Here is an 18,468-nt window from a genome sequence, read left to right on the forward strand (position 1 = left end):
TAGAGATTATTTCCGAACAACTTACATTAAAATGTATGCTCGTCTATTCCTCTCTATGACATGAGAATCTATTAATTTTCGCAAATCTATCAAAAAGACTAGCCCCTTCGATTTGAGCTAGCTTTTTTCAGATATTTTCCCGTAGATACCTCCGCCACCAGCATCAACTGATAGTGTACCTATACGGGCACGAATGATAAGCTTGGCAACTTTTGCTGGAACCACTTTTGCTAATGCCTCTTCTGGCACGTCATGAAGAATTGCCATTTCCGTTCCAAAATGCTGCAATAGCTTGTCTAGTAATTTCGGTCCAAGTCCCGGAATAAATTGCAATGGCACCTGATGGATATAAGGAGGTCTATTTGAAGGACCTTTTTCCGCCGTTTTTAATTCAAGAATCCGTTCTGCCACGCCCTTTATGAATTTCTTATGACCACATTCAATGCATTCTTCCATTTCAAAATTAGCTTTGGCAGAACATTTGGCACATACCGTTTGATGGTATTTTCCGAGCATGGGATCAAGTCCGTAATTCGCTAGAATCCGTTGATTCTTTTCCCCTCGTAATGCTTCTTCTAAATTTGTAAAAGTCGGTTCTAGCATTTGAATCAGTTGATATTCGCGAGCAATTTTGGCAAGAGAATGCGCATCAGAATTCGTTAATAACGGATATCCATGTAGCTCTGCTAACTTGTCGGCCATATCTGTATTCGCGCTTAATCCTATTTCAATCCCATCAATTAAATGCGGATGAAATACTTCTTCTAAAGAGCTCTTAACTCCTTTTCCGTAAAGACTCTTAAACGGTGTGAATACATGGGCCGGGATAAATAACCCACCAAGTTCCTTCGTTTTTTCCTGTAGCGATCGTCCTGTAACGTAGACACGCTGTGAGCTTAACTGAATGTTTTTTAAATACCGAGAGAGCCAATTCGAAAATTCCTTCATTATATTCAAAGTTGGGAAATAACAAAGTACATGAATCGGTCCGTTCGTTCCCTCATCATAAATCTCAAGCTCAGAACCAGGAATGATTGTTAATCCTTCGTAAAAAAGTCCACCTTTTTCAAGCTCGATCAACTTTCCTTCACTTAATAGTCTCTCCATTTCGATGATCACTTCAGGAGAATGACAATCGATGATTCCAACCATATGTAACCCTTTCAGGTCTCTTGCATGTTCAATAATATTGGTAAAAGTAAGTGTGCGCGAGCCAGTAATCTTGACCGGCTTTCCTGTTTCTGTTCGTCCAATATGAATATGCAAATCTACAAAGTATCGGTTCACTTTTTTAACGCCTCTTGAAGCTTAAGATATTGAATTGCATAAGCGGTTTTCGCATCATATACCTTTTGTTCTTTTACTAACTCTAAAGCCTCTTCTAGCGTTACTTCTATCACGTTCACAAATTCATCCTCATCTAAGCTTGCCGCATCCTTTTTCTTCGATAATCCCTTGGCTACATACACATGGACAATTTCATCGGCAAATCCTGGAGAAGTGTAGAAAGAAATGAGCCACTCTAGTGATTCACATTCGTAGCCAGTTTCTTCTTCCAACTCTCTTACTGCAGTATGTGCAGGTTCCTCACCTTTTTCAAGCTTTCCAGCTGGAATCTCTATCAATACCCTATCCATCGGCTTGCGATATTGCTCAACCATGACGATTTTATTGTCATCCGTTATTGGTAGAATCGCCACTGCTCCAGGATGCTTGACGATTTCACGTGTAGACGTTTTTCCATTTGGTAATTCTACTTCATCAACTTGCAGGCTAATGACTCTTCCTGAAAAAATAGGTTCCGTTTTAAGCGTTTTTTCTGCGAGGTTACTCATTTATTTGTCACTCCAGTTCTATTCCTAATTTGATTGTACATATAGTTTAGCATACTTGAATTGGAGGAGAAGGTATGAAGATGTATGTGCATGAAAAAGGAATCGTGTTAGTCGGGAAGGCTTGGGAAATACGTGCGAAATTAAAAGAATACAATCAGCATTATGATTTACTTTATGATTGGGTTCAAAACGTACAAAAACAAGAAAACTCTTAAATTGTTTTTTCTTTTCTTTTTTCTATAAAATAGGCTTTAGAGGTGAAACAAAATGAAGAAAAGAAGATTAGGAAAATCAGATCTACAAGTGACTGAGTTAGGTCTTGGCTGCATGTCGCTCGGAACAGACAAAAATCATGCACAAAAAATCATTGAGGCAACCCTAGATGAAGGAATCAATTACTTTGATACAGCTGATTTGTATGATTTTGGTGTGAATGAAGAGATCGTTGGCCAGGCTTTAAAATCCGTTCGTGATCAAGTGATTATTGCGACGAAAGTGGGCAATCGTTGGAATAAGCAAAAAGACGGTTGGAGCTGGGATCCTTCCAAAGCATATATTAAGGAAGCCGTAAAACAAAGTCTAAAGAGACTTGATACGGATTATATTGATTTGTATCAGCTACATGGTGGAACTATCGAGGACAATATAGATGAAACGATTGAGGCCTTTGAAGAATTGCGGGAAGAAGGATTCATCCGTTATTACGGTATTTCTTCTATCCGCCCAAATGTTATTCGTGAATATGTCGAAAAATCTAATATCGTTTCGGTGATGATGCAATACAGTATTTTGGATCGCAAGCCAGAGGAAGAGGCACTTCCCCTTCTACATGACAACAACATTAGTGTTGTAACCCGAGGTAGTGTTGCAAAAGGATTGCTAAGTGACAGAGCGCTTGAAAAATTATCAAAAGGTTATTTGGAGCACAGCTCTGAAGAACTAAAAGAAATAATTCAAGGTTTGCAGGAAAAAGTAGATTATTCTCGTTCGTTAACAGAGGTAGCACTTCGCTACAATCTTGCCCATCCAGCCGTGGCATCTGTAATCGTTGGCGCAAGTTCTGTCGAGCAAATACAGGCAAATGCAAAGGCTGTTAACTCCACGCCGTTAACGACTGCAGAAATCTCACTTATTCAAGAAATCGCTAAAGCTCATACATACCCTGCTCATCGTTAAAAAAGAAGGAAGCACACTCGCTTCCTTCTTTTCATTTGAAACTCTTCCAGTCCATCGAGCTTTCGTTTAATAGCTCTTCAAAGGATTTATTTTTTTCACGCTGACGGCGCTCTTCTTTTTTACGTTCTTCTTCCTCAATCTGCTTCTGCTCTTCCACAGCCTTTAACTGTTGTTTTTGCTCCTTTAACTGCTTCAGTAAATCTGCATTTAGCATATCACCAAGTGTGACTGGCTTTTCTTCATTTCTTTTTGGAGAATGATTTTGTTTCTTTTTCTTCATGTGAACCCCTCACTAAATCTTAGTGAAATCTATTATAACATTTTATGATAATTCGACCACTGTCGCGACTCCTTGGCCACCGCCAATACAAAGCGTAGCAAGGCCCGTTCTCGCTTCTCTTCTCACCATTTCATGAATCAATGTTACAAGGATACGTGCTCCACTCGCACCAATTGGATGTCCAAGTGCAATTGCTCCTCCGTTCACATTTAGGATTTCCTTTTTAAAATGTAGCTCTCTGTCAACAGCGATACTTTGTGCAGCAAATGCTTCATTTGCTTCAACAAGCTCGATGTCCTCAAGGGATACTTGTGCTTTTTCAAGTGCCTTCTTCACAGCTTTTACTGGACCGATGCCCATGATACTTGGATCTACTCCTGCGCTTCCATTCCCTCTAATTGTCACAAGCGGAGTGATGATCAGCTCTTCTGCCTTTGCTTTACTCATGACAACTAGTACAGCAGCTCCATCATTGATCCCTGAAGCATTCCCTGCTGTCACAGTCCCATCCTTTTTAAAAGCTGGTCTAAGCGTCGCAAGTTTTTCAGCAGTTGTCCCTTTTTTCGGATATTCATCTGTGTCAAAAACAATTGGCTCACCCTTACGCTGCGGAATAGAAACAGAAACAATCTCATCCTGAAATCTTCCTTGGTCGATTGCTGCTTCCGTTTTTTCCTGGCTCCAAGCTGAAAATTTATCTTGTTCTACTCTCGTAATTTCATATTGAGCAGCTAAATTTTCTGCCGTAATGCCCATATGGTAGTCGTTAAAAGCACACCATAAGCCATCTGAAATCATACTGTCGATTAGCTTTTGATCACCCATACGAAAACCATCGCGCGCATTTCTTAACAGGTAGGGTGCTTGGCTCATATTTTCCATACCGCCTGCTACAACAATATCTGCATCTCCTGCGATGATTGCTTGTGTTGCTAGATGCACCGCTTTCAAACCCGAACCACATACTTTATTAATGGTCAATGCTGATACAGAGTCAGGTAGTCCTGCCTTTAGCGCGGCTTGACGTGCAGGATTTTGACCTAGGCCTGCCTGCAACACATTTCCAAGGATTACTTCATCAACCTGTTCTGGCGTTACGCCCGCTTTTTCAAGAGCTCCTTTTATCGCAATGGCACCAAGCTCAGGTGCAGAAAACTTTGCAAGACTTCCATTAAAGCTTCCAATTGGCGTACGTACTGCACTAACTATCACTACCTCTGTTGACATTCTCTCATCCCCTTTTATCTTCTTAAAATCTAAAATTCGACACGATTCAAGAAAACCCTTTCATTTTTGTATAACCCCTACAGTTTTTACTCAATCTATTTATGATGTTATTTGAAGGGAGCTATAATTATGAGTCAAAAGCGAGAAAAAGGATATAGTCAAAAAGGCCGTTCTAATGCTCAAAATGTTAAGCAGACGATTGCCGCTGAAGAACTTGAACAAGCAACCCATCCAACAAAGAGACAAAATTCTAAGCAATGAAAAAGAGCAAAGACTTGGTTAATCCCGGGTCTTTGCTTTTTTAACCTTCAATCCATTGGACGAACGTCCACACAATGGTAGATATCAATAATGCTTGTCCTACCCCAAAGGTTAAGCCTGTTATAAAACGCAAGGTATTCGTACTTTTTCTCCACTTCCATAATTGGGTGAAGCCATCTACGAGTAGAGGTACTGCCATTACAAACGGAACCCACAAAGGAACGACGAGTGTTGCCATTACGGCAACAGGAGCAAATAAATAACCTAGCAACATGGCCAAGCATCTCGTGCAAAGTAGCATTGGCTTCCCTTTAATATGTAAGCAACGTTCAGGGATTCGGTGACAAGGAATAACCATCAAAATCTCTTTCATTTATGCCACCCTTTCCTAATTCCAGCAATCTGGAGTACAATCACAATCGAATCGTTTAGGAGATGGAATGTCGATACATTCAAGCGGATCACAGCAATCGCTGATCCAATCACTTTTCTTTTTCTTCTCACGAGCTTTTTTTCTTTTTTCATAAAACCTAAACAACACATAGGACGCACAAGCTCCGAGTACAGCAACCGGTCCTCCTACCAAATACGATTGGAGGAAAAGAAGGACGACTCCTGTCATTAATATCGTTTGCGAAAGTGTTAAGCCGATGAAAAACAATGTGGGTTTCCTCCACTCTTGGGATAATTTAGAATTCTTTTATATTTATTATAATTCTCTTGTTAGAATAGGCAATCTGTCTTTTAATCTTATTCGTTTTCCCCATATAAATACGAATCAAGCACCTTCCACTGAGTAACTTTCCCGCCTTCTATTTCGAAGTTTAGCAAAAGATATCCACCTGTATGACCATCATCAAATGGAGCAAATACCCATTCATGTGACAACACAATAATTTCGTCGTTAAGAAAATGCATTTCGCCACCTAATACACCTTTGTATGGAATGATATCTTCATGTCTAATTAAATCCTCTTTTATATCATCAACCTTGCCGGTAAACCCTAGATTCGTAAGTTCTGCCTGAGAGAGTGCTGGAAATTCATCTGTCGTAATTATTTGCTCTTTTACTATAGTCGCCTCTTCAACATTGTCTGATTCTTTTAACCCCTTAATCTCGTTCTGCAATTCTTGAACTTGAATCACCAGATTTTCAATTTCTTTATTTTCTTGTGACTGGCGGGCGGTGACATTTTCTTTTTGACATCCCAGTAACACTAAACAAACGACCACAATTTGAAATAAGATTGTTTTCCGCATCTTTTTAGCTACCTCTCCTAGAAATATTTTCCTCTTCTTTAAAATTAGACAGAGTCTCCTCTAAATCCTTTCATCAATTTGAAACATTCAAGTCGTTTTCATGTTTCAATTGCTTCTAAAATGGTAAAATTAAGTAAAAACTACTTCTTGGAGGGATCAGCTTGAAGAGAGCGTTCCGCTTCATTGTGTCATTTCTATTGGCCTTTGTGACTGTAGGTATTTATTTTTCCAACCGCATTATGTATATGAAAAAGAAGGATGATGGTTTTATCCTTGATCGTGAGAAATCCGCAGGAAGGCTGGATTCGAATGTTTTTGATCGTCTTCCTAAACGAGAAATTCTGATTCCCTCCCATTTCGGCTATAACTTAAAAGCACTTGTTGTAGAACCTCATAACACCAATAAATACATGATTTTTTGCCATGGTGTGACCGAGAATAAAATGAACTCCATTAAGTATATGAATCTGTTTTTAGAGAGGGGATTTAATGGGTTGATCTATGATCATCGAAGACATGGAGAATCTGGTGGCAAAACAACAAGCTATGGCTACTATGAAAAATTTGATTTAAAAACCATTGTGGACTGGCTAAAGCTTGACCGCGGATCTGATTTACAACTCGGGATTCACGGGGAATCAATGGGTGCTGCAACGATGCTTCTTTATGCTGGAATGATTGAGGATAGAGCAGATTTTTATATCGCAGACTGTCCATACTCTGACTTTAAAGAGCAGCTCGCCTATCGCTTAAAAACGGAAATGAAACTACCTCCAAGACTGTTGTTACCTGTTGCAGACCTCTTTATCAAAATGCGGCAACGATATTCACTAAAGGATGTCGCTCCCATTTCAGTTATTGAAAATATCGAAAAACCGATTCTTTTCATCCATAGCAAAAAAGACGATTTTATTTTACCCACAATGACAGAAGCCCTCTATGAACAAAAGCAGGGACCGAAAAAACTCTTTATAGCCGAAAATGGTGTTCATGCCCAGTCGTTGAATGAAAACAAGGAAGATTACGAGAAGGTAGTGGATGAATTTTTGGAGGAATATGGATTTATGTAAAAACAAAGCAGACATACCATGGCTGTCTATATGGTATGTCTGCTTTGTTTTTTAGAAGGTTTCAAATAAATATCTGATTTAAATCTAAGTTCAACCCAGCTAAAATATCAACGGATATCGTATCCCCTTTTGTAAAAACTCCCTGAAATTTATATTGTTCACCCGTTAAGAGATGTACTTCAACAGATTCATTTTTCGGATCAACGATCCAGTACTCTTTTACTCCTGCTTTCTCGTAAAGCTGATACTTCTTCCAGCGATCCAACTTACTGATGAAGGTGACAGGATTTCAATGATCATGTCCGGAGCCCCATTGCAGCCTTTCTCATCAAGCTTTTCTGGATCACAGACAATCGCTAAATCTGGTTGTACAACGTTTGTTATGTCATCTTCTTCTTTGTCGTCTGTTAAAAGTCTCACATCAAAAGGGGCAAAAAAAGCTTCACAATCCTTGCCTCTCGAAAAAATTGAAAAAGCTGTCGATAACTCTCTAAGAACCTGTTGATGCTTGCGTGAAGGCGCTGGTGACATGACGAAAATTTCACCATCAATTAACTCAAGTCGCTCTCCTTCATCCCATCCTTGATAATCAGCATACGAGTATTTCTCTTTCTCATTGGCCATTAAACCATCCCCTCAGCTAATACTTAACCTCATATTATCAAGCAATACTGATTCATACAAAAAGCAAACACAGGCCTCTCTCGACCTGTTTAATTGATTTTATTCAAAAAACTCATTCTCGGATTTAAATACTCGCCTGGGCTCTTTAGCTGGAAGCTGTTTGTGCTTGGAGAAAAATCAATTTTAAGGTTATCGTTTAAAAAGACTTCCTTTGATTTTTCTACGTAAATCGGACCAATGCTCGTTTCGATTGCTCGATCCTCCTCATGAAGTCGATCGACAAGCCATAGTGCTGTTACACCACTTACTACACAGCCACAGCCTTCTGTATCGTATTTCAGCTTAAGGAATCCTTCTTGTTGCCCCTTTTTTTCCGCGATTTTTTGTGCTGCTATATCTGTAATGGTAATTTCCATCTGTCATCCCCCTCTACTACTGTTATTGTAGCATAATCCACCTTTTCTTCCACGCTTCTACGCCTCGGTTAACCGCACATCAACAATCGAAGAAAGGGAAATTCGATGTACTTCCTCAAATCGGTCAAGAACATGGAGCTTTCCGTTCAGTTCATCCCAATAATGAATATGCCCAACGACCACCTCATATTTGTGATTTTGATGGTGGGTAATCGTAACACTTTCACCAAATCCCATTGCTTCCGAAATCGTTTCGTTCATTACCTCTAAATACTGTTCATCGACTTCCTTGATTTTTTCATAGGCATCCTCTTTCGCCCAATCGCGCAAAAGCTTCACATGCTCTGGGAGCATCATCGAGGTCCATTTCATTTTTCCACGGTCACGAATCACGCTCGTCACCTCCCTACATTTTATGACCGCCGACTAGTTTCGCTCGTGCTCTTGCAGTTCCGGCATCCGTGTAAGATATTGCTCTTAGCAATGAACCTGGTCCATACCTACCTCGAATCCGATCCACTACATACCCAAGCTCTCGTTTTTTCCAAGCTCCTAAGTCAAACAGATTTAACTGAAACTCGTTGTCATCCACAATATTCCCTAAGGAAATCATAATTTGTCTGACTGTTTTTCCAGTGTAATGCTCCTCTAAAAGTTCAAGGCACACCTCATAAATCTCCATTGTCACATTGGTCGGCTGCTCAATCGATCGGGAACGATAAAATCCCCCGCCAAATTCATTTTTGCTATAGCCAAGACCAAAGCTAATCGTTCGCCCCGCCTTCCGTTGAAGACGTGCACGTCTTGCTACTTCTTCACACATTTCAAGAACAACATGCTTTACATCTTCTTTATCCTTATAATCACGAAGCAGAATTTGGCTTTTTCCAAAACTCACCTGCCCTTCCATGATCGGAGCGCCAACCTCAGAAAGGTCCACTCCCCAGGCATGATAATAAAGCTGATTCCCCATCACACCGAATTTCTTCTCCAGCTGTTCTAAGTCATAGCGAGCCAACTGTCCGACTGTAAAAATGCCCATGCTGTTTAACGTTTTCTCCACTCTTCTACCGATTCCCCACATTTCTCTTAATGGGGAGACTGGCCAAAGTTTCTCGGGAACATCTTCATATGTCCATTCAGCGATTCCTTTTTTCTTGGCATCCAAATCAAGGCAGAGCTTAGCCAGGAGCATGTTTGGACCAATACCGATGGCACAGGGAAGCTGAAATTCCCTATCAATATCAATCCTAATTTTCTCTGCAATCGTTTTAGCATCTCCCCAAAGTTTCAACGCCCCATCCACTTGAATAAAACTCTCGTCTACGCTATACGTATGAATCGCTTCCTTCGGAACATAGCGATGGAATACACGGGTAATCTCTAACGAAACCCGCATATACATACCCATCTTCGGCTCCTCAACATGGATACGTGGATCATCGGGGATTTCATAAAGTCTTGAGCCTGTTTTGATTCCAAATTCCTTTTTTAATTTCGGCGAGGAAGCAAGAACAACACTGCCCTTCTGGTCCTTCGCACCAACTACTGCAAGATAGCATTCAAGAGGATCCCAGCCTTCTATAACCGCTGTACAGCTTGCATAGAAACTCTTCATGTCGACACATAAGATATTGTTTCGGGGCATCATGCTGTAATCGACCATTCCCCTTCCACCTCACAAGAAAAACATAAATTCGAACACTTGTTCTATTTTATCCTAATTCTAAGCGAATATACGTTCGATTTCAATGGGCATTTTATGGAAATTAAAAAAATCACCTCCTAGAAGGTGATTCAATCGCTATTTCTTATTAAATGCCCTTTTTCCAAGTCGCTCAAACAAATTTGGAAAAAGTGCATAGAAGACACTACCGGCATTCATCCAACGCGGAAGATTAATTTCTCGTCTTTTCGTTAGCATCACACCCACGATCTTTTCGGCCACATAATCAGGCTTGAGCATAATTCGCTGTACACTTTTCACGTATGTGCCCTTTTCATCAGCAATTTCAAAAAAGTTCGTCGCAATCGGACCTGGATTCACAGCCGTCACAAAAATATTAGAGTCAGCTACTTCCATTCTCAGGCTATTTGTATACCCAAGAACCGCATGCTTTGTGGCCGAATATATACTCGATTTCGGGGTAGCAATTTTCCCTGCTTGAGAAGCCACATTGATGATATGTCCGCTTCCCTGGGCCTTCATTTTAGGAAGCACCACAGAGGTACAAGTCATCAAACCGACAACATTGACATCAAACATTCCTTTGATCTCTTCAATCGTTGCTTCATGGACTGCCCGGAACACACCGAAACCAGCATTGTTAACGAGCACATCAATACGACCTGCTTCATCGAACGCTTCCTTAAACACACGAAGAATTTCATCTGTATTCGAAACATCCAGCCGAAACACATGAACCTCTCCAGAAAATTTCTGTTCTAATTCTTCTTTTAATGCCTCAAGCTTATCAAGACTTCGAGCAAAAAGGTAGAGATTCGCACCTCTTTTCGCACAAAGTCGTGCTACTTCCGCTCCAATCCCCCCTGAAGCCCCCGTAATAAATATATTCTTATCTTGCAAATTCATTTCAACACCTCAAACTACAGTATAACGAAATACTCCATTTTCATCGTACTTCTTAATTTCCCCTAAATCGATTAAATAGTCAAATTGTCCAACTGTCTCTGACATTGTGAGTGACAACTGACGCTCGTACACCTTTGGAAAAAGCAGCTGGCATGTTTCAAAAATCGTCAATGCATCCTCTACTAAGAAATTCTTGACCTTTTGCGCTCTTTCATCCTGACTAGCTAATCTCTTATGAATCAATTCATTTTTATTATATATTTCTTCTCCATGACCTGAAAAGACCAGTTGCATCGGAATGTCTAACAGCTTTTTCAAGGATGCATTGTATTGAAGCAGCGGTTTTGGTCTATCTAGTTCACCTGGAAGCGGAGGCTCTAAAATTGGATTGGGCGAAACATGGGCGATTAAATGATCTCCCGCAATGTAGTAGCCATCCTCTTCCCGATATAAACCAATATGGCTTTGGGCATGACCTGGCGTCTCAATCACTTTCCAGTCTGATAATCCTAGTGGAGAATCACCTTCCACTAATAGGTCTGTCAAAGTTCGACTACAAGAATACTTCAAATCCTTCTTAAGAGCTCCCGCTGCAGGTGACAGGTAGAACTCTGGAATACCAAATTCACGAAAAGCTTTCATAAAGTACTGCTTATTCTCTTCCAAAAATGCTTCTGTCGGATTAAGCCATCTATTATTTAAAGGATGCCCATATACCGGCAAGGAAGCCGGAAAATAATCTAGTAAACCAGCATGATCCGGATGATGATGGGTTAAAATCACTTGTTCAATATCTGAAGGCTTCAAACCAAGTTCATTTAATTGAGTGGATAAAGACTGCCAAGCCTCATCTGTTTTCGGTCCTACATCAACTAAGGTTAAGCGCTCCCCTTTAACAACATATACATTCACATCTCCAACCGCAAAAGGAGTTGGAAGGATGATTTTTGCGATTCCGTTCTTCCAATCGGTCATTTTCATTCTCCTTCAACATTATTTTTCTATAAATATTTATGTACGTTCACTTGTCAATAATTCTTATATATGAATTAGTTTACTCTTATTCAGTTTAATTGTCATTATTTTCACATAACTTAATGTTTGAAAATTAAAACAAATAGTCTTGTTGCACTTGACAGACAAGCTGTTCCTCTTGCATAATCACTATTAATATTTCATAAAAAAGCGATGACTAGGACTAGTAAATGGAAAATGATGATAGAGAGTGAGGCTCACCGGCTGAAAGGCTTCACCATCCACTTGACCATTGAACCTACCTTACGAGCTGTTAGCCAAATCTAACCGCAGGCCTGCGTTAACGGATATTGAGATCACCTATGTCTGTTTTAATAGGTGAAAAAAGGTGGTACCACGGAAGCAAGACCTTTCGTCCTTTACAGGATGAAGGGTCTTTTTTATTTTTCGAAGGAGGATGACGATGAAAAAGATAGCGATTATCGGAGCAGGTTCTATGGCAGAAGCGTTGATTTCTGGCATTATCGAAAAGCAATTAATAATAGGTGATCAAATTTGGGTCACCAATCGTAGCAATCAAGAAAAATTGAATAGCCTACAACATCAATACGGAGTCCAAACTAGCTATAATTTGGAACAAATTCTTACAGGTGCTACAATCGTCATTTTAGCAATGAAGCCAAAGGACGTCGCCTCAGCTGTGGAACAAATTAAGCCGTATTTATCAGCTGATATGCTGATTGTTTCATTGTTAGCCGGTGTATCGATGAACAGCATTGAAATGCTAGCAGGTATGTCTATTCCGATTATTAGGGCGATGCCAAATACTTCTGCTGCCATTGGCCAATCAGCTACTGCTCTAGCAGCGAACTCCATAGTATCAGATGAACAGTTGGCATTAATCAAGACAATGTTTGATACAGTCGGTTTAACCGTAAATGTGAAAGAAAAACAGTTAGATGCTGTTACTGGTTTATCTGGAAGCGGACCAGCCTATATTTATTACCTAATCGAAGCAATGGAAAAAAGCGCTGCTGAAATTGGCCTCGAAGGTGAGTTGGCACAAAAGCTTATTGTTCAAACGCTCATTGGCGCAGCTGGAATGGTTGCAAAATCAACAAAACCTCCAAAGCAACTAAGGAAAGAAGTAACGAGTCCAGGAGGAACAACTGAAGCTGGTTTAAAGGTTTTAAAAGAAAAACAAGTGCAAGAAGCATTTATTCAATGTATCAAAGAAGCCACAGCACAATCTGAACGAATGGGTGGCGCATTAGCACAAGCTCTAGAGGAAGAGAAGCTGAAGCTACAGTAAGCAGATACTTTTAGAATTCTTTTCTAGACTGATATAATTTTAAAGGTAATTAGATTCAGTCAGAAGGAGGATTCACAGATGGAGACAAAGCTTTTTTCTAGCTATACGATTAAAGATTTGACCTTAAAAAATCGGATTGTCATGGCCCCTATGTGCATGTATTCTAGCGAAAATGAGGATGGAAAAGTAGAGGATTTCCACATTACTCATTATGTAAGCCGAGCAATTGGCCAGGTTGGTTTGATCATACAAGAAGCAACCGCTGTGACACCTCAAGGAAGGATCTCTTCAAAGGATCTCGGTATTTGGAGTGATGACCATATTGAAGGCTTGTCACAATTAACGAGCCTCATTAAGAGCTATGGGGCAAAAACTGGAATTCAGCTAGCACATGCAGGTCGAAAAGCCATGCTAGATGGTGAAATCATCGCACCTACCGCGATTCCATTTAACGACGAAATGAAAACACCAAAGGAAATGACGATTGCGGACATTCTTGAAACAGTAGAAGCTTTTAAAGAAGCAGCAGTAAGAGTTAAGAAGTCTGGTTACGATGTCATCGAGATTCATGCAGCACATGGATACTTAATTAATGAGTTTTTATCACCACTTTCCAATAAACGAGACGATGAATATGGTGGAACTCCAGAAAACCGCTATCGTTTTTTACGAGAAGTCATAAATGCAGTGAAAGAAGTTTGGGAAGGACCGTTATTTGTCAGAGTATCCGCTTCTGATTATCAGGCAGAAGGATTGCACCCTGAAGACTATGTAGTCTTCGCTCGTTGGATGAAGGAGCAAGGCGTTGACCTAATCGATGTAAGTTCAGGTGCTGTCGTCCCTGCCCGAATTCATGCATATCCTGGCTACCAGGTTCCTTTTGCAGAGGCAATCAAGCATGGTGCAGATATTGCAACAGGAGCCGTTGGCCTTATCACGACAGGAAAACAAGCTGAAGAAATTTTGCAAAATGATCGTTCTGATCTGATTTTTATTGCTCGTGAGTTATTGCGTGATCCTTATTTCCCAAGAACAGCTGCTAAAAATTTGGGCGTAACGATTGAACCACCGAAGCAATATGATCGTGGATGGTAATTAACGAGAGTTGAAAAATTTTGTCGGTCACGTTTTCTTTACTCTGCCTAAGCTGGCTTGCAAAAGTGATTTCAATGACAAAATTCTACTGAAGCGCGGGAATTCTGTCAGACTGCAGTCTTGATTTGTCCGTCATGTTTTCCGTAATTCAGCTTGAGTTGGAGAACAAACATAAACGATATAAAAAAAGCTGCCCCACTGAAGGTCTCGAACTAATACGACCTCCACGAGGGCAGCTTTTTTCTATTACGCCTCTTTATCTAACGGAATGATGATTTCCTTAAAATCCTCTGCAATTTCAGTCATTGGGAAAATATCTTTTGCTTCCCCTACTAGCGTTCTCCAAGCATCACGATCATATCTTGAACTAATATGGGTTAAACAAAGCATTTTTGCATTGGCATCCTTCGCAACTGTGGCAGCTTGAGTCGTCGTCGAATGATAATACTCATGAGCTAGCGCTTCTTCACCTGCTGCAAACGTCGCCTCATGAATCAGTAAATCAGCATCCCTAGCTAATTCCTTTGATGCTTCACAAAAACGCGTATCACCTAAGATTGTCACCACTCGACCCTTGATATCTGGACCTGTAAACTGACTTCCCGTAATGACCGTTCCATCCTCTAAGGTAACATCCTCGCCATTTTTGATTTTCTTATAAAGAGGACCAGGCGGAACCCCAGCTTCCTTCAATTTATCTACTAGCAAAACGCCAGGACGATCCTTTTCAACAATTCGATAACCAAAAGAAGCAATACCGTGTTCGATCAATCGAGCCTCTACCCTAAATTGCTCATCCTCAAAAACGATTCCCTCACTCACTTCAACAAAATGAATACGATATTTCAAGTAAGTTTGACTAACAGATAGATTCGTCTCGACAAAGGTTTGAATCCCTTTTGGGCCATAAATCGTTACATCCGACTCCCCACCTTGAAAGGAACGACTCGATAAAAAGCCTGGTAGTCCGTAAATATGGTCACCATGTAAATGAGTTATAAAAATCTTTTCCACTCTTCTAGGCTTCAAAGATGTATGTAAAATTTGATGTTGGGTCGCTTCACCACAGTCAAAGAGCCAAACAGAACCTCTTTCTTCAAGCAATTTTAAGGCAATGGACGTGACATTCCGAAGTTTCGCTGGAATCCCTGCTCCCGTCCCAAGAAAAAAAACTTCCACTTCAAATCCCCTTTCTTTATATACATAATATCAATACTATATCACAAAGAGTTAAGCAGATCTGGGCATAAATGGATAGAACATACATGATAGACAAAAAATAATTGCATGCTCGCAACAAATTATTTGCGCATTAGTAGTAAAACCGATAAAATTCATATCTGGGTAACTTTTTTTCAGCGTCAAATATTCATTTATACGTACTCTGAGAATACATAATGCGAAAAGAGGTCTAGAATCGTGAATCAAAACGATAATCAAACTGCACTGATTATGATATTTGGAGCTACTGGAGATCTTGCGAAACGCAAGCTATTTCCTTCTCTATATAGATTATTTGAGAAAAATAAGCTCTCAAATAAATTTGCTGTTATTGGGGTTGCAAGAAGACCTCTAACGAACGAAGAATTTCAACAGTCTATTAAGGATTCTGTGAAATCCGCGAGTGAAAATGAAGATCGAATCGAAGAATTCGCCTCTCACTTCTACTATCATTCCCATGATGTCACTGATTCAGATTCTTATGCGACTTTAAAAAATATGGCCAACGAATTGGACAATAGTTACGAATTAAACGGAAATCGCATCTTCTATTTAGCGATGGCTCCTGAATTTTTCGGACCAATTGCCCTCCATTTAAAGTCTGATGGACTTACTGATGTGACCGGCTTCAAGCGCCTTGTGATCGAAAAACCATTTGGTCATGATCTTGAATCTGCAAAAGAACTAAATAATCAAATTAGAACTGCTTTTTCTGAAGATGAAGTTTACCGTATTGACCATTATCTTGGAAAAGAAATGGTTCAAAATATTGAAGTAATTCGATTTGCCAATGCGATTTTTGAACCGCTATGGAACAACCGTTTTATCTCCAACATCCAAGTAACATCAAGTGAAACGCTTGGGGTTGAAGAGAGAGGAAGATACTACGAGAAAAGCGGCGCCTTACGAGATATGGTTCAAAACCATATGATTCAAATGGTAGCTTTACTTGCAATGGAACCACCAATTCGCTTAAATACAGAAGAAATTCGCTCTGAAAAGGTAAAGGTGCTTAGAGCTTTAAGACCTGTTGAAGGAGAAGAAATTCATAAGTATTTTGCTCGTGGTCAGTATGGTGAAGGAACAATTAACAATCAATCCTTACCAGCTTACCGCCAAGAAACTATGGTCGACCCGAACTCAAACACGGAAACTTTTGTTGCTGGAAAGCTTATGATTGATAACTTCCGCTGGGCAGGTGTTCCATTCTATATTCGAACAGGAAAAAGAATGGAAACGAAATCCACTAAGATTGTCATTCAATTTAAAGATATTCCGATGAATCTTTATTACCAAACAGAACAACAATTAAAGCCAAATTTACTTGTTATTCATATTCAACCTGAAGAAGGAATTACGCTTCATTTGAATGCCAAAAAAGCTGGCACAGGAATGGAAGCAACTCCAATCAAATTGAATTATGCAAACAAAGGAATTGACGGTTTAAATACCCCAGAAGCATATGAAAAACTATTGTATGATTGCATGCGTGGAGATGCAACAAACTTCACTCACTGGGATGAAGTTGCACTTTCATGGAGCTTCACTGATAAGATTTCAGCCGTTTGGGAGAATACGAAGGATAAAAGCTTCCCGAACTATGCATCAGGCACAATGGGACCAAAAGCTGCTGATGAACTATTAGAACAAGACGGCTTCTTCTGGTGGCCAGTAACGAATTTAGATGTAGATAACTGCTAAAGAATAGGACGCTCAAATTGAGCGTCCTATTTTTATTTGCTCACCTGAGCAATAACAATTGATTTTGCATCATAATCCGGTAGTTCTGTCTCTAAGTTCCGAACCCTTGGATTCAAATAGATGATAATTGCCATTAGAGCCCAGCCTATTCCAACAATAGAATTTAATAACCCCATTCCTCTTCCTTCTCCTACGCCAAAAAGAATTCCCAAGGTCCCCGCGAAGATTCCATTTTCCTGCATGGCTGGTTCAAAAACGTAATCAATCAATGGACCTGCCAAAACATAAGCGACAGGGCTTAATGACATGGCAATCATCCTTCTTAAAGCAAATACTCGACCTTGAATTTCAAGAGCTACCTTACTTTGCCAAATGGCCTGACTACATCCATTCGTGATCGGCAAGAAAAGACCAATGATTGCTATCGAAAAAGCGACTAAAATAGGGTCTGACTTAAGTCCACCAAAAGTCAGGGCGAGCCCTGATAATAAACCAAAGCCTAAAAGTCCTTTGATTTTCTGCTTTGGACCTCCCCATATTCCCATGAGGATACCACCAGCTAATAAACCTATCCCAAAACAAGAAAGAACCATTCCTAATACTGTTTCATTTGAGAACGACAAAATATATGGCTGCAGTAGAATGTTAAAGAATCCAAGCAGAAAGTTTGAGACAGCAAAGAAAACTAGTAACCATTTTAGTCCGGGACGTTCAACTATATATCTCCACCCAAATGCTGCTTCCTTCCAAATCGATTTTTTTGTTTTTTCTTCCGTTTCCTCTCGAACATTAGGGAATTTAACAAAGAACAACGTCAGCATCGCAACTAAGAAAGTAGCAAAATCAACAAGGACAATTCCCTGTAAATCAATAGCGCTTAAAAGAAATCCTGCAAGTAATGGTGCCACAATAATTGAAATGGATTCTGCCACTTGAACCAACCCACTTGCTCTACCTAGATGCTCTTTTTTCACAAGTGTAGCTATCGCTGCTTGATAAGCCGGAAATTGCATCGAGCTCGCTACTGAAGATATGGACAAAATAATAAATAAATGCCAGATTTCCATCACTCCAGTTAAGTATAAAAAGAACATAGTCAAAGTACCGAGCCCAGCAATCGAGTCACTTACCATCATTACTGTTCGTCTGTTATACCGATCAGCAATGACCCCAGCAAAAGGAGAAAAAAGGATCGCTGGTAGGGAAGAAAATAAGAGAATAAGAGAAAACAAAGTAACCGAACCAGTATCTCTTAATACCCACACACCCAATGCAAATGAAGTTAATCCAGAACCAACGACCGAAAATAATTGTCCCACCCAAATAATTAGAAATATCTTAAATCCGCCATTTACCATAAGTATCCCCTTTATCTTTACTGACCTCAATTCCATCCATCTATAATTTACCGAAAATTCTTAA

General features: G+C 39.9%; 23 protein-coding genes and 1 other annotated feature. Of the genes, 7 read left to right on the forward strand and 16 right to left on the reverse strand.

Going from position 1 to position 18,468, the window contains the following annotated elements:
* Positions 1-117: 117 nt before the first annotated feature.
* Both FA727_RS09745 and FA727_RS09750 read right to left on the reverse strand, forming a co-directional pair.
* The gene (locus FA727_RS09745; RefSeq protein ID WP_136830696.1) at positions 118-1,287 is read right to left on the reverse strand and encodes an endonuclease Q family protein; all 1,170 of its coding nucleotides are present in this window, start codon (positions 1,285-1,287) and stop codon (positions 118-120) included.
* The gene (locus FA727_RS09750) at positions 1,284-1,835 is read right to left on the reverse strand and encodes an NUDIX hydrolase (protein WP_136830697.1); all 552 of its coding nucleotides are present in this window, start codon (positions 1,833-1,835) and stop codon (positions 1,284-1,286) included. Before FA727_RS09750 ends, FA727_RS09745 begins: the two co-directional genes overlap by 4 nt.
* Before the next feature lie 74 nt (positions 1,836-1,909).
* Between FA727_RS09750 and mciZ the strand changes: the two genes are divergently transcribed.
* Positions 1,910-2,050 (forward strand): Z-ring formation inhibitor MciZ, encoded by a 141-nt coding sequence (gene mciZ / locus FA727_RS09755; RefSeq protein ID WP_136830698.1) that lies wholly within the window; start codon positions 1,910-1,912, stop codon positions 2,048-2,050.
* Between the two features lie 52 nt (positions 2,051-2,102).
* Entirely contained in the window at positions 2,103-3,011 is a 909-nt protein-coding gene (locus FA727_RS09760) for an aldo/keto reductase (protein WP_136830699.1), read from the forward strand.
* A 31-nt stretch (positions 3,012-3,042) separates the two neighbouring features.
* Here FA727_RS09760 and FA727_RS09765 read toward each other — a convergent pair whose 3' ends face one another.
* Both FA727_RS09765 and FA727_RS09770 read right to left on the reverse strand, forming a co-directional pair.
* Positions 3,043-3,291, reverse strand: a complete 249-nt coding sequence (locus tag FA727_RS09765; RefSeq protein ID WP_136830700.1) for a YqkE family protein — start codon at positions 3,289-3,291, stop codon at positions 3,043-3,045.
* 42 nt (positions 3,292-3,333) lie between these two features.
* The gene (locus FA727_RS09770) at positions 3,334-4,518 is read right to left on the reverse strand and encodes an acetyl-CoA C-acetyltransferase (RefSeq protein WP_136830701.1); all 1,185 of its coding nucleotides are present in this window, start codon (positions 4,516-4,518) and stop codon (positions 3,334-3,336) included.
* Between the two features lie 129 nt (positions 4,519-4,647).
* On the opposite strand from FA727_RS09770, the gene FA727_RS24930 reads away from it, so the two are divergent.
* On the forward strand, positions 4,648-4,779 hold the full coding sequence (locus FA727_RS24930) for a hypothetical protein (protein ID WP_281280877.1): 132 nt from the start codon (positions 4,648-4,650) through the stop codon (positions 4,777-4,779).
* Between the two features lie 40 nt (positions 4,780-4,819).
* On the opposite strand, the gene FA727_RS09775 is transcribed toward FA727_RS24930, so the two are convergent.
* The 3 genes from FA727_RS09775 to FA727_RS09785 all read right to left on the reverse strand — a co-directional run bounded on the left by FA727_RS09775 (position 4,820) and on the right by FA727_RS09785 (position 6,039).
* Positions 4,820-5,152 carry a DUF2085 domain-containing protein gene (locus tag FA727_RS09775; protein ID WP_136830702.1) on the reverse strand — a complete coding sequence of 111 codons (333 nt, stop codon included), beginning with the start codon at positions 5,150-5,152 and terminating at the stop codon, positions 4,820-4,822.
* A 15-nt stretch (positions 5,153-5,167) separates the two neighbouring features.
* Complete coding sequence (locus FA727_RS09780) at positions 5,168-5,440, reverse strand: hypothetical protein (protein ID WP_136830703.1); 273 nt, start codon at positions 5,438-5,440, stop codon at positions 5,168-5,170.
* A gap of 89 nt (positions 5,441-5,529) precedes the next feature.
* Positions 5,530-6,039 (reverse strand): hypothetical protein, encoded by a 510-nt coding sequence (locus FA727_RS09785; protein WP_136830704.1) that lies wholly within the window; start codon positions 6,037-6,039, stop codon positions 5,530-5,532.
* Positions 6,040-6,200: 161 nt separating this feature from the next.
* On the opposite strand from FA727_RS09785, the gene FA727_RS09790 reads away from it, so the two are divergent.
* The gene (locus FA727_RS09790; RefSeq protein ID WP_136830705.1) at positions 6,201-7,109 is read left to right on the forward strand and encodes an alpha/beta hydrolase; all 909 of its coding nucleotides are present in this window, start codon (positions 6,201-6,203) and stop codon (positions 7,107-7,109) included.
* A 61-nt stretch (positions 7,110-7,170) separates the two neighbouring features.
* Here the strand turns inward: FA727_RS09790 and FA727_RS24935 are convergent, their stop codons facing one another.
* The 7 genes from FA727_RS24935 to FA727_RS09820 all read right to left on the reverse strand — a co-directional run bounded on the left by FA727_RS24935 (position 7,171) and on the right by FA727_RS09820 (position 11,717).
* Positions 7,171-7,374 carry a Uma2 family endonuclease gene (locus FA727_RS24935; protein ID WP_281280878.1) on the reverse strand — a complete coding sequence of 68 codons (204 nt, stop codon included), beginning with the start codon at positions 7,372-7,374 and terminating at the stop codon, positions 7,171-7,173.
* Positions 7,329-7,733, reverse strand: a complete 405-nt coding sequence (locus FA727_RS24940) for a Uma2 family endonuclease (protein ID WP_281280879.1) — start codon at positions 7,731-7,733, stop codon at positions 7,329-7,331. Before FA727_RS24940 ends, FA727_RS24935 begins: the two co-directional genes overlap by 46 nt.
* 89 nt (positions 7,734-7,822) lie before the next feature.
* Positions 7,823-8,149, reverse strand: a complete 327-nt coding sequence (locus tag FA727_RS09800) for an iron-sulfur cluster biosynthesis family protein (RefSeq protein WP_136830706.1) — start codon at positions 8,147-8,149, stop codon at positions 7,823-7,825.
* A gap of 57 nt (positions 8,150-8,206) precedes the next feature.
* Positions 8,207-8,542 carry a YolD-like family protein gene (locus FA727_RS09805; RefSeq protein ID WP_136830707.1) on the reverse strand — a complete coding sequence of 112 codons (336 nt, stop codon included), beginning with the start codon at positions 8,540-8,542 and terminating at the stop codon, positions 8,207-8,209.
* Between the two features lie 13 nt (positions 8,543-8,555).
* Positions 8,556-9,815, reverse strand: a complete 1,260-nt coding sequence (locus FA727_RS09810; protein WP_136830708.1) for a Y-family DNA polymerase — start codon at positions 9,813-9,815, stop codon at positions 8,556-8,558.
* Positions 9,816-9,953: 138 nt separating this feature from the next.
* Entirely contained in the window at positions 9,954-10,742 is a 789-nt protein-coding gene (locus tag FA727_RS09815) for an SDR family NAD(P)-dependent oxidoreductase (protein ID WP_136830709.1), read from the reverse strand.
* 9 nt (positions 10,743-10,751) lie between these two features.
* Positions 10,752-11,717, reverse strand: coding sequence for an MBL fold metallo-hydrolase (locus FA727_RS09820; protein ID WP_136830710.1), 966 nt, complete (start codon positions 11,715-11,717; stop codon positions 10,752-10,754).
* A gap of 204 nt (positions 11,718-11,921) precedes the next feature.
* Positions 11,922-12,140: a binding site (T-box leader), on the forward strand.
* Between the two features lie 40 nt (positions 12,141-12,180).
* Here FA727_RS09820 and proC point away from each other — a divergent pair.
* Together proC and namA are read left to right on the forward strand one after the other, a co-directional pair.
* Positions 12,181-13,029, forward strand: coding sequence for a pyrroline-5-carboxylate reductase (proC, locus tag FA727_RS09825; RefSeq protein ID WP_136830711.1), 849 nt, complete (start codon positions 12,181-12,183; stop codon positions 13,027-13,029).
* 78 nt (positions 13,030-13,107) lie between these two features.
* Complete coding sequence (namA, locus tag FA727_RS09830; RefSeq protein WP_136830712.1) at positions 13,108-14,124, forward strand: NADPH dehydrogenase NamA; 1,017 nt, start codon at positions 13,108-13,110, stop codon at positions 14,122-14,124.
* Between the two features lie 246 nt (positions 14,125-14,370).
* Here the strand turns inward: namA and rnz are convergent, their stop codons facing one another.
* A complete protein-coding gene (rnz, locus tag FA727_RS09835; protein WP_136830713.1) occupies positions 14,371-15,303 on the reverse strand; it encodes a ribonuclease Z in 933 nt (310 codons plus the stop codon).
* A gap of 273 nt (positions 15,304-15,576) precedes the next feature.
* On the opposite strand from rnz, the gene zwf reads away from it, so the two are divergent.
* Complete coding sequence (gene zwf / locus FA727_RS09840) at positions 15,577-17,046, forward strand: glucose-6-phosphate dehydrogenase (protein WP_220096738.1); 1,470 nt, start codon at positions 15,577-15,579, stop codon at positions 17,044-17,046.
* Between the two features lie 32 nt (positions 17,047-17,078).
* On the opposite strand, the gene FA727_RS09845 is transcribed toward zwf, so the two are convergent.
* The gene (locus FA727_RS09845) at positions 17,079-18,404 is read right to left on the reverse strand and encodes an MFS transporter (protein ID WP_158318829.1); all 1,326 of its coding nucleotides are present in this window, start codon (positions 18,402-18,404) and stop codon (positions 17,079-17,081) included.
* Between the last annotated feature and the right edge of the window lie 64 nt (positions 18,405-18,468).

Origin of the sequence: Robertmurraya kyonggiensis, assembly GCF_005116465.1 — a bacterium.
GTDB classification, from domain to species: Bacteria; Bacillota; Bacilli; order Bacillales; family Cytobacillaceae; genus Robertmurraya; species Robertmurraya kyonggiensis.

Bases quoted from the DNA above. Each gene is read 5' to 3' on its own strand.
- FA727_RS09770 (WP_136830701.1), bottom strand. From the start codon at position 4,518: ATGTCAACAGAGGTAGTGATAGTTAGTGCAGTACGTACGCCAATTGGA.
- FA727_RS09810 (WP_136830708.1), bottom strand. From the start codon at position 9,815: ATGGTCGATTACAGCATGATGCCCCGAAACAATATCTTATGTGTCGAC.
- FA727_RS09800 (WP_136830706.1), bottom strand. From the start codon at position 8,149: ATGGAAATTACCATTACAGATATAGCAGCACAAAAAATCGCGGAAAAA.
- proC (WP_136830711.1), top strand. From the start codon at position 12,181: ATGAAAAAGATAGCGATTATCGGAGCAGGTTCTATGGCAGAAGCGTTG.
- FA727_RS09845 (WP_158318829.1), bottom strand. From the start codon at position 18,404: ATGGTAAATGGCGGATTTAAGATATTTCTAATTATTTGGGTGGGACAA.
- FA727_RS24930 (WP_281280877.1), top strand. From the start codon at position 4,648: ATGAGTCAAAAGCGAGAAAAAGGATATAGTCAAAAAGGCCGTTCTAAT.
- FA727_RS09785 (WP_136830704.1), bottom strand. From the start codon at position 6,039: ATGCGGAAAACAATCTTATTTCAAATTGTGGTCGTTTGTTTAGTGTTA.
- FA727_RS09750 (WP_136830697.1), bottom strand. From the start codon at position 1,835: ATGAGTAACCTCGCAGAAAAAACGCTTAAAACGGAACCTATTTTTTCA.
- zwf (WP_220096738.1), top strand. From the start codon at position 15,577: ATGATATTTGGAGCTACTGGAGATCTTGCGAAACGCAAGCTATTTCCT.
- FA727_RS09760 (WP_136830699.1), top strand. From the start codon at position 2,103: ATGAAGAAAAGAAGATTAGGAAAATCAGATCTACAAGTGACTGAGTTA.
- mciZ (WP_136830698.1), top strand. From the start codon at position 1,910: ATGAAGATGTATGTGCATGAAAAAGGAATCGTGTTAGTCGGGAAGGCT.
- FA727_RS24940 (WP_281280879.1), bottom strand. From the start codon at position 7,733: ATGGCCAATGAGAAAGAGAAATACTCGTATGCTGATTATCAAGGATGG.
- namA (WP_136830712.1), top strand. From the start codon at position 13,108: ATGGAGACAAAGCTTTTTTCTAGCTATACGATTAAAGATTTGACCTTA.
- FA727_RS09815 (WP_136830709.1), bottom strand. From the start codon at position 10,742: ATGAATTTGCAAGATAAGAATATATTTATTACGGGGGCTTCAGGGGGG.
- FA727_RS09765 (WP_136830700.1), bottom strand. From the start codon at position 3,291: ATGAAGAAAAAGAAACAAAATCATTCTCCAAAAAGAAATGAAGAAAAG.
- FA727_RS09820 (WP_136830710.1), bottom strand. From the start codon at position 11,717: ATGACCGATTGGAAGAACGGAATCGCAAAAATCATCCTTCCAACTCCT.
- FA727_RS09775 (WP_136830702.1), bottom strand. From the start codon at position 5,152: ATGAAAGAGATTTTGATGGTTATTCCTTGTCACCGAATCCCTGAACGT.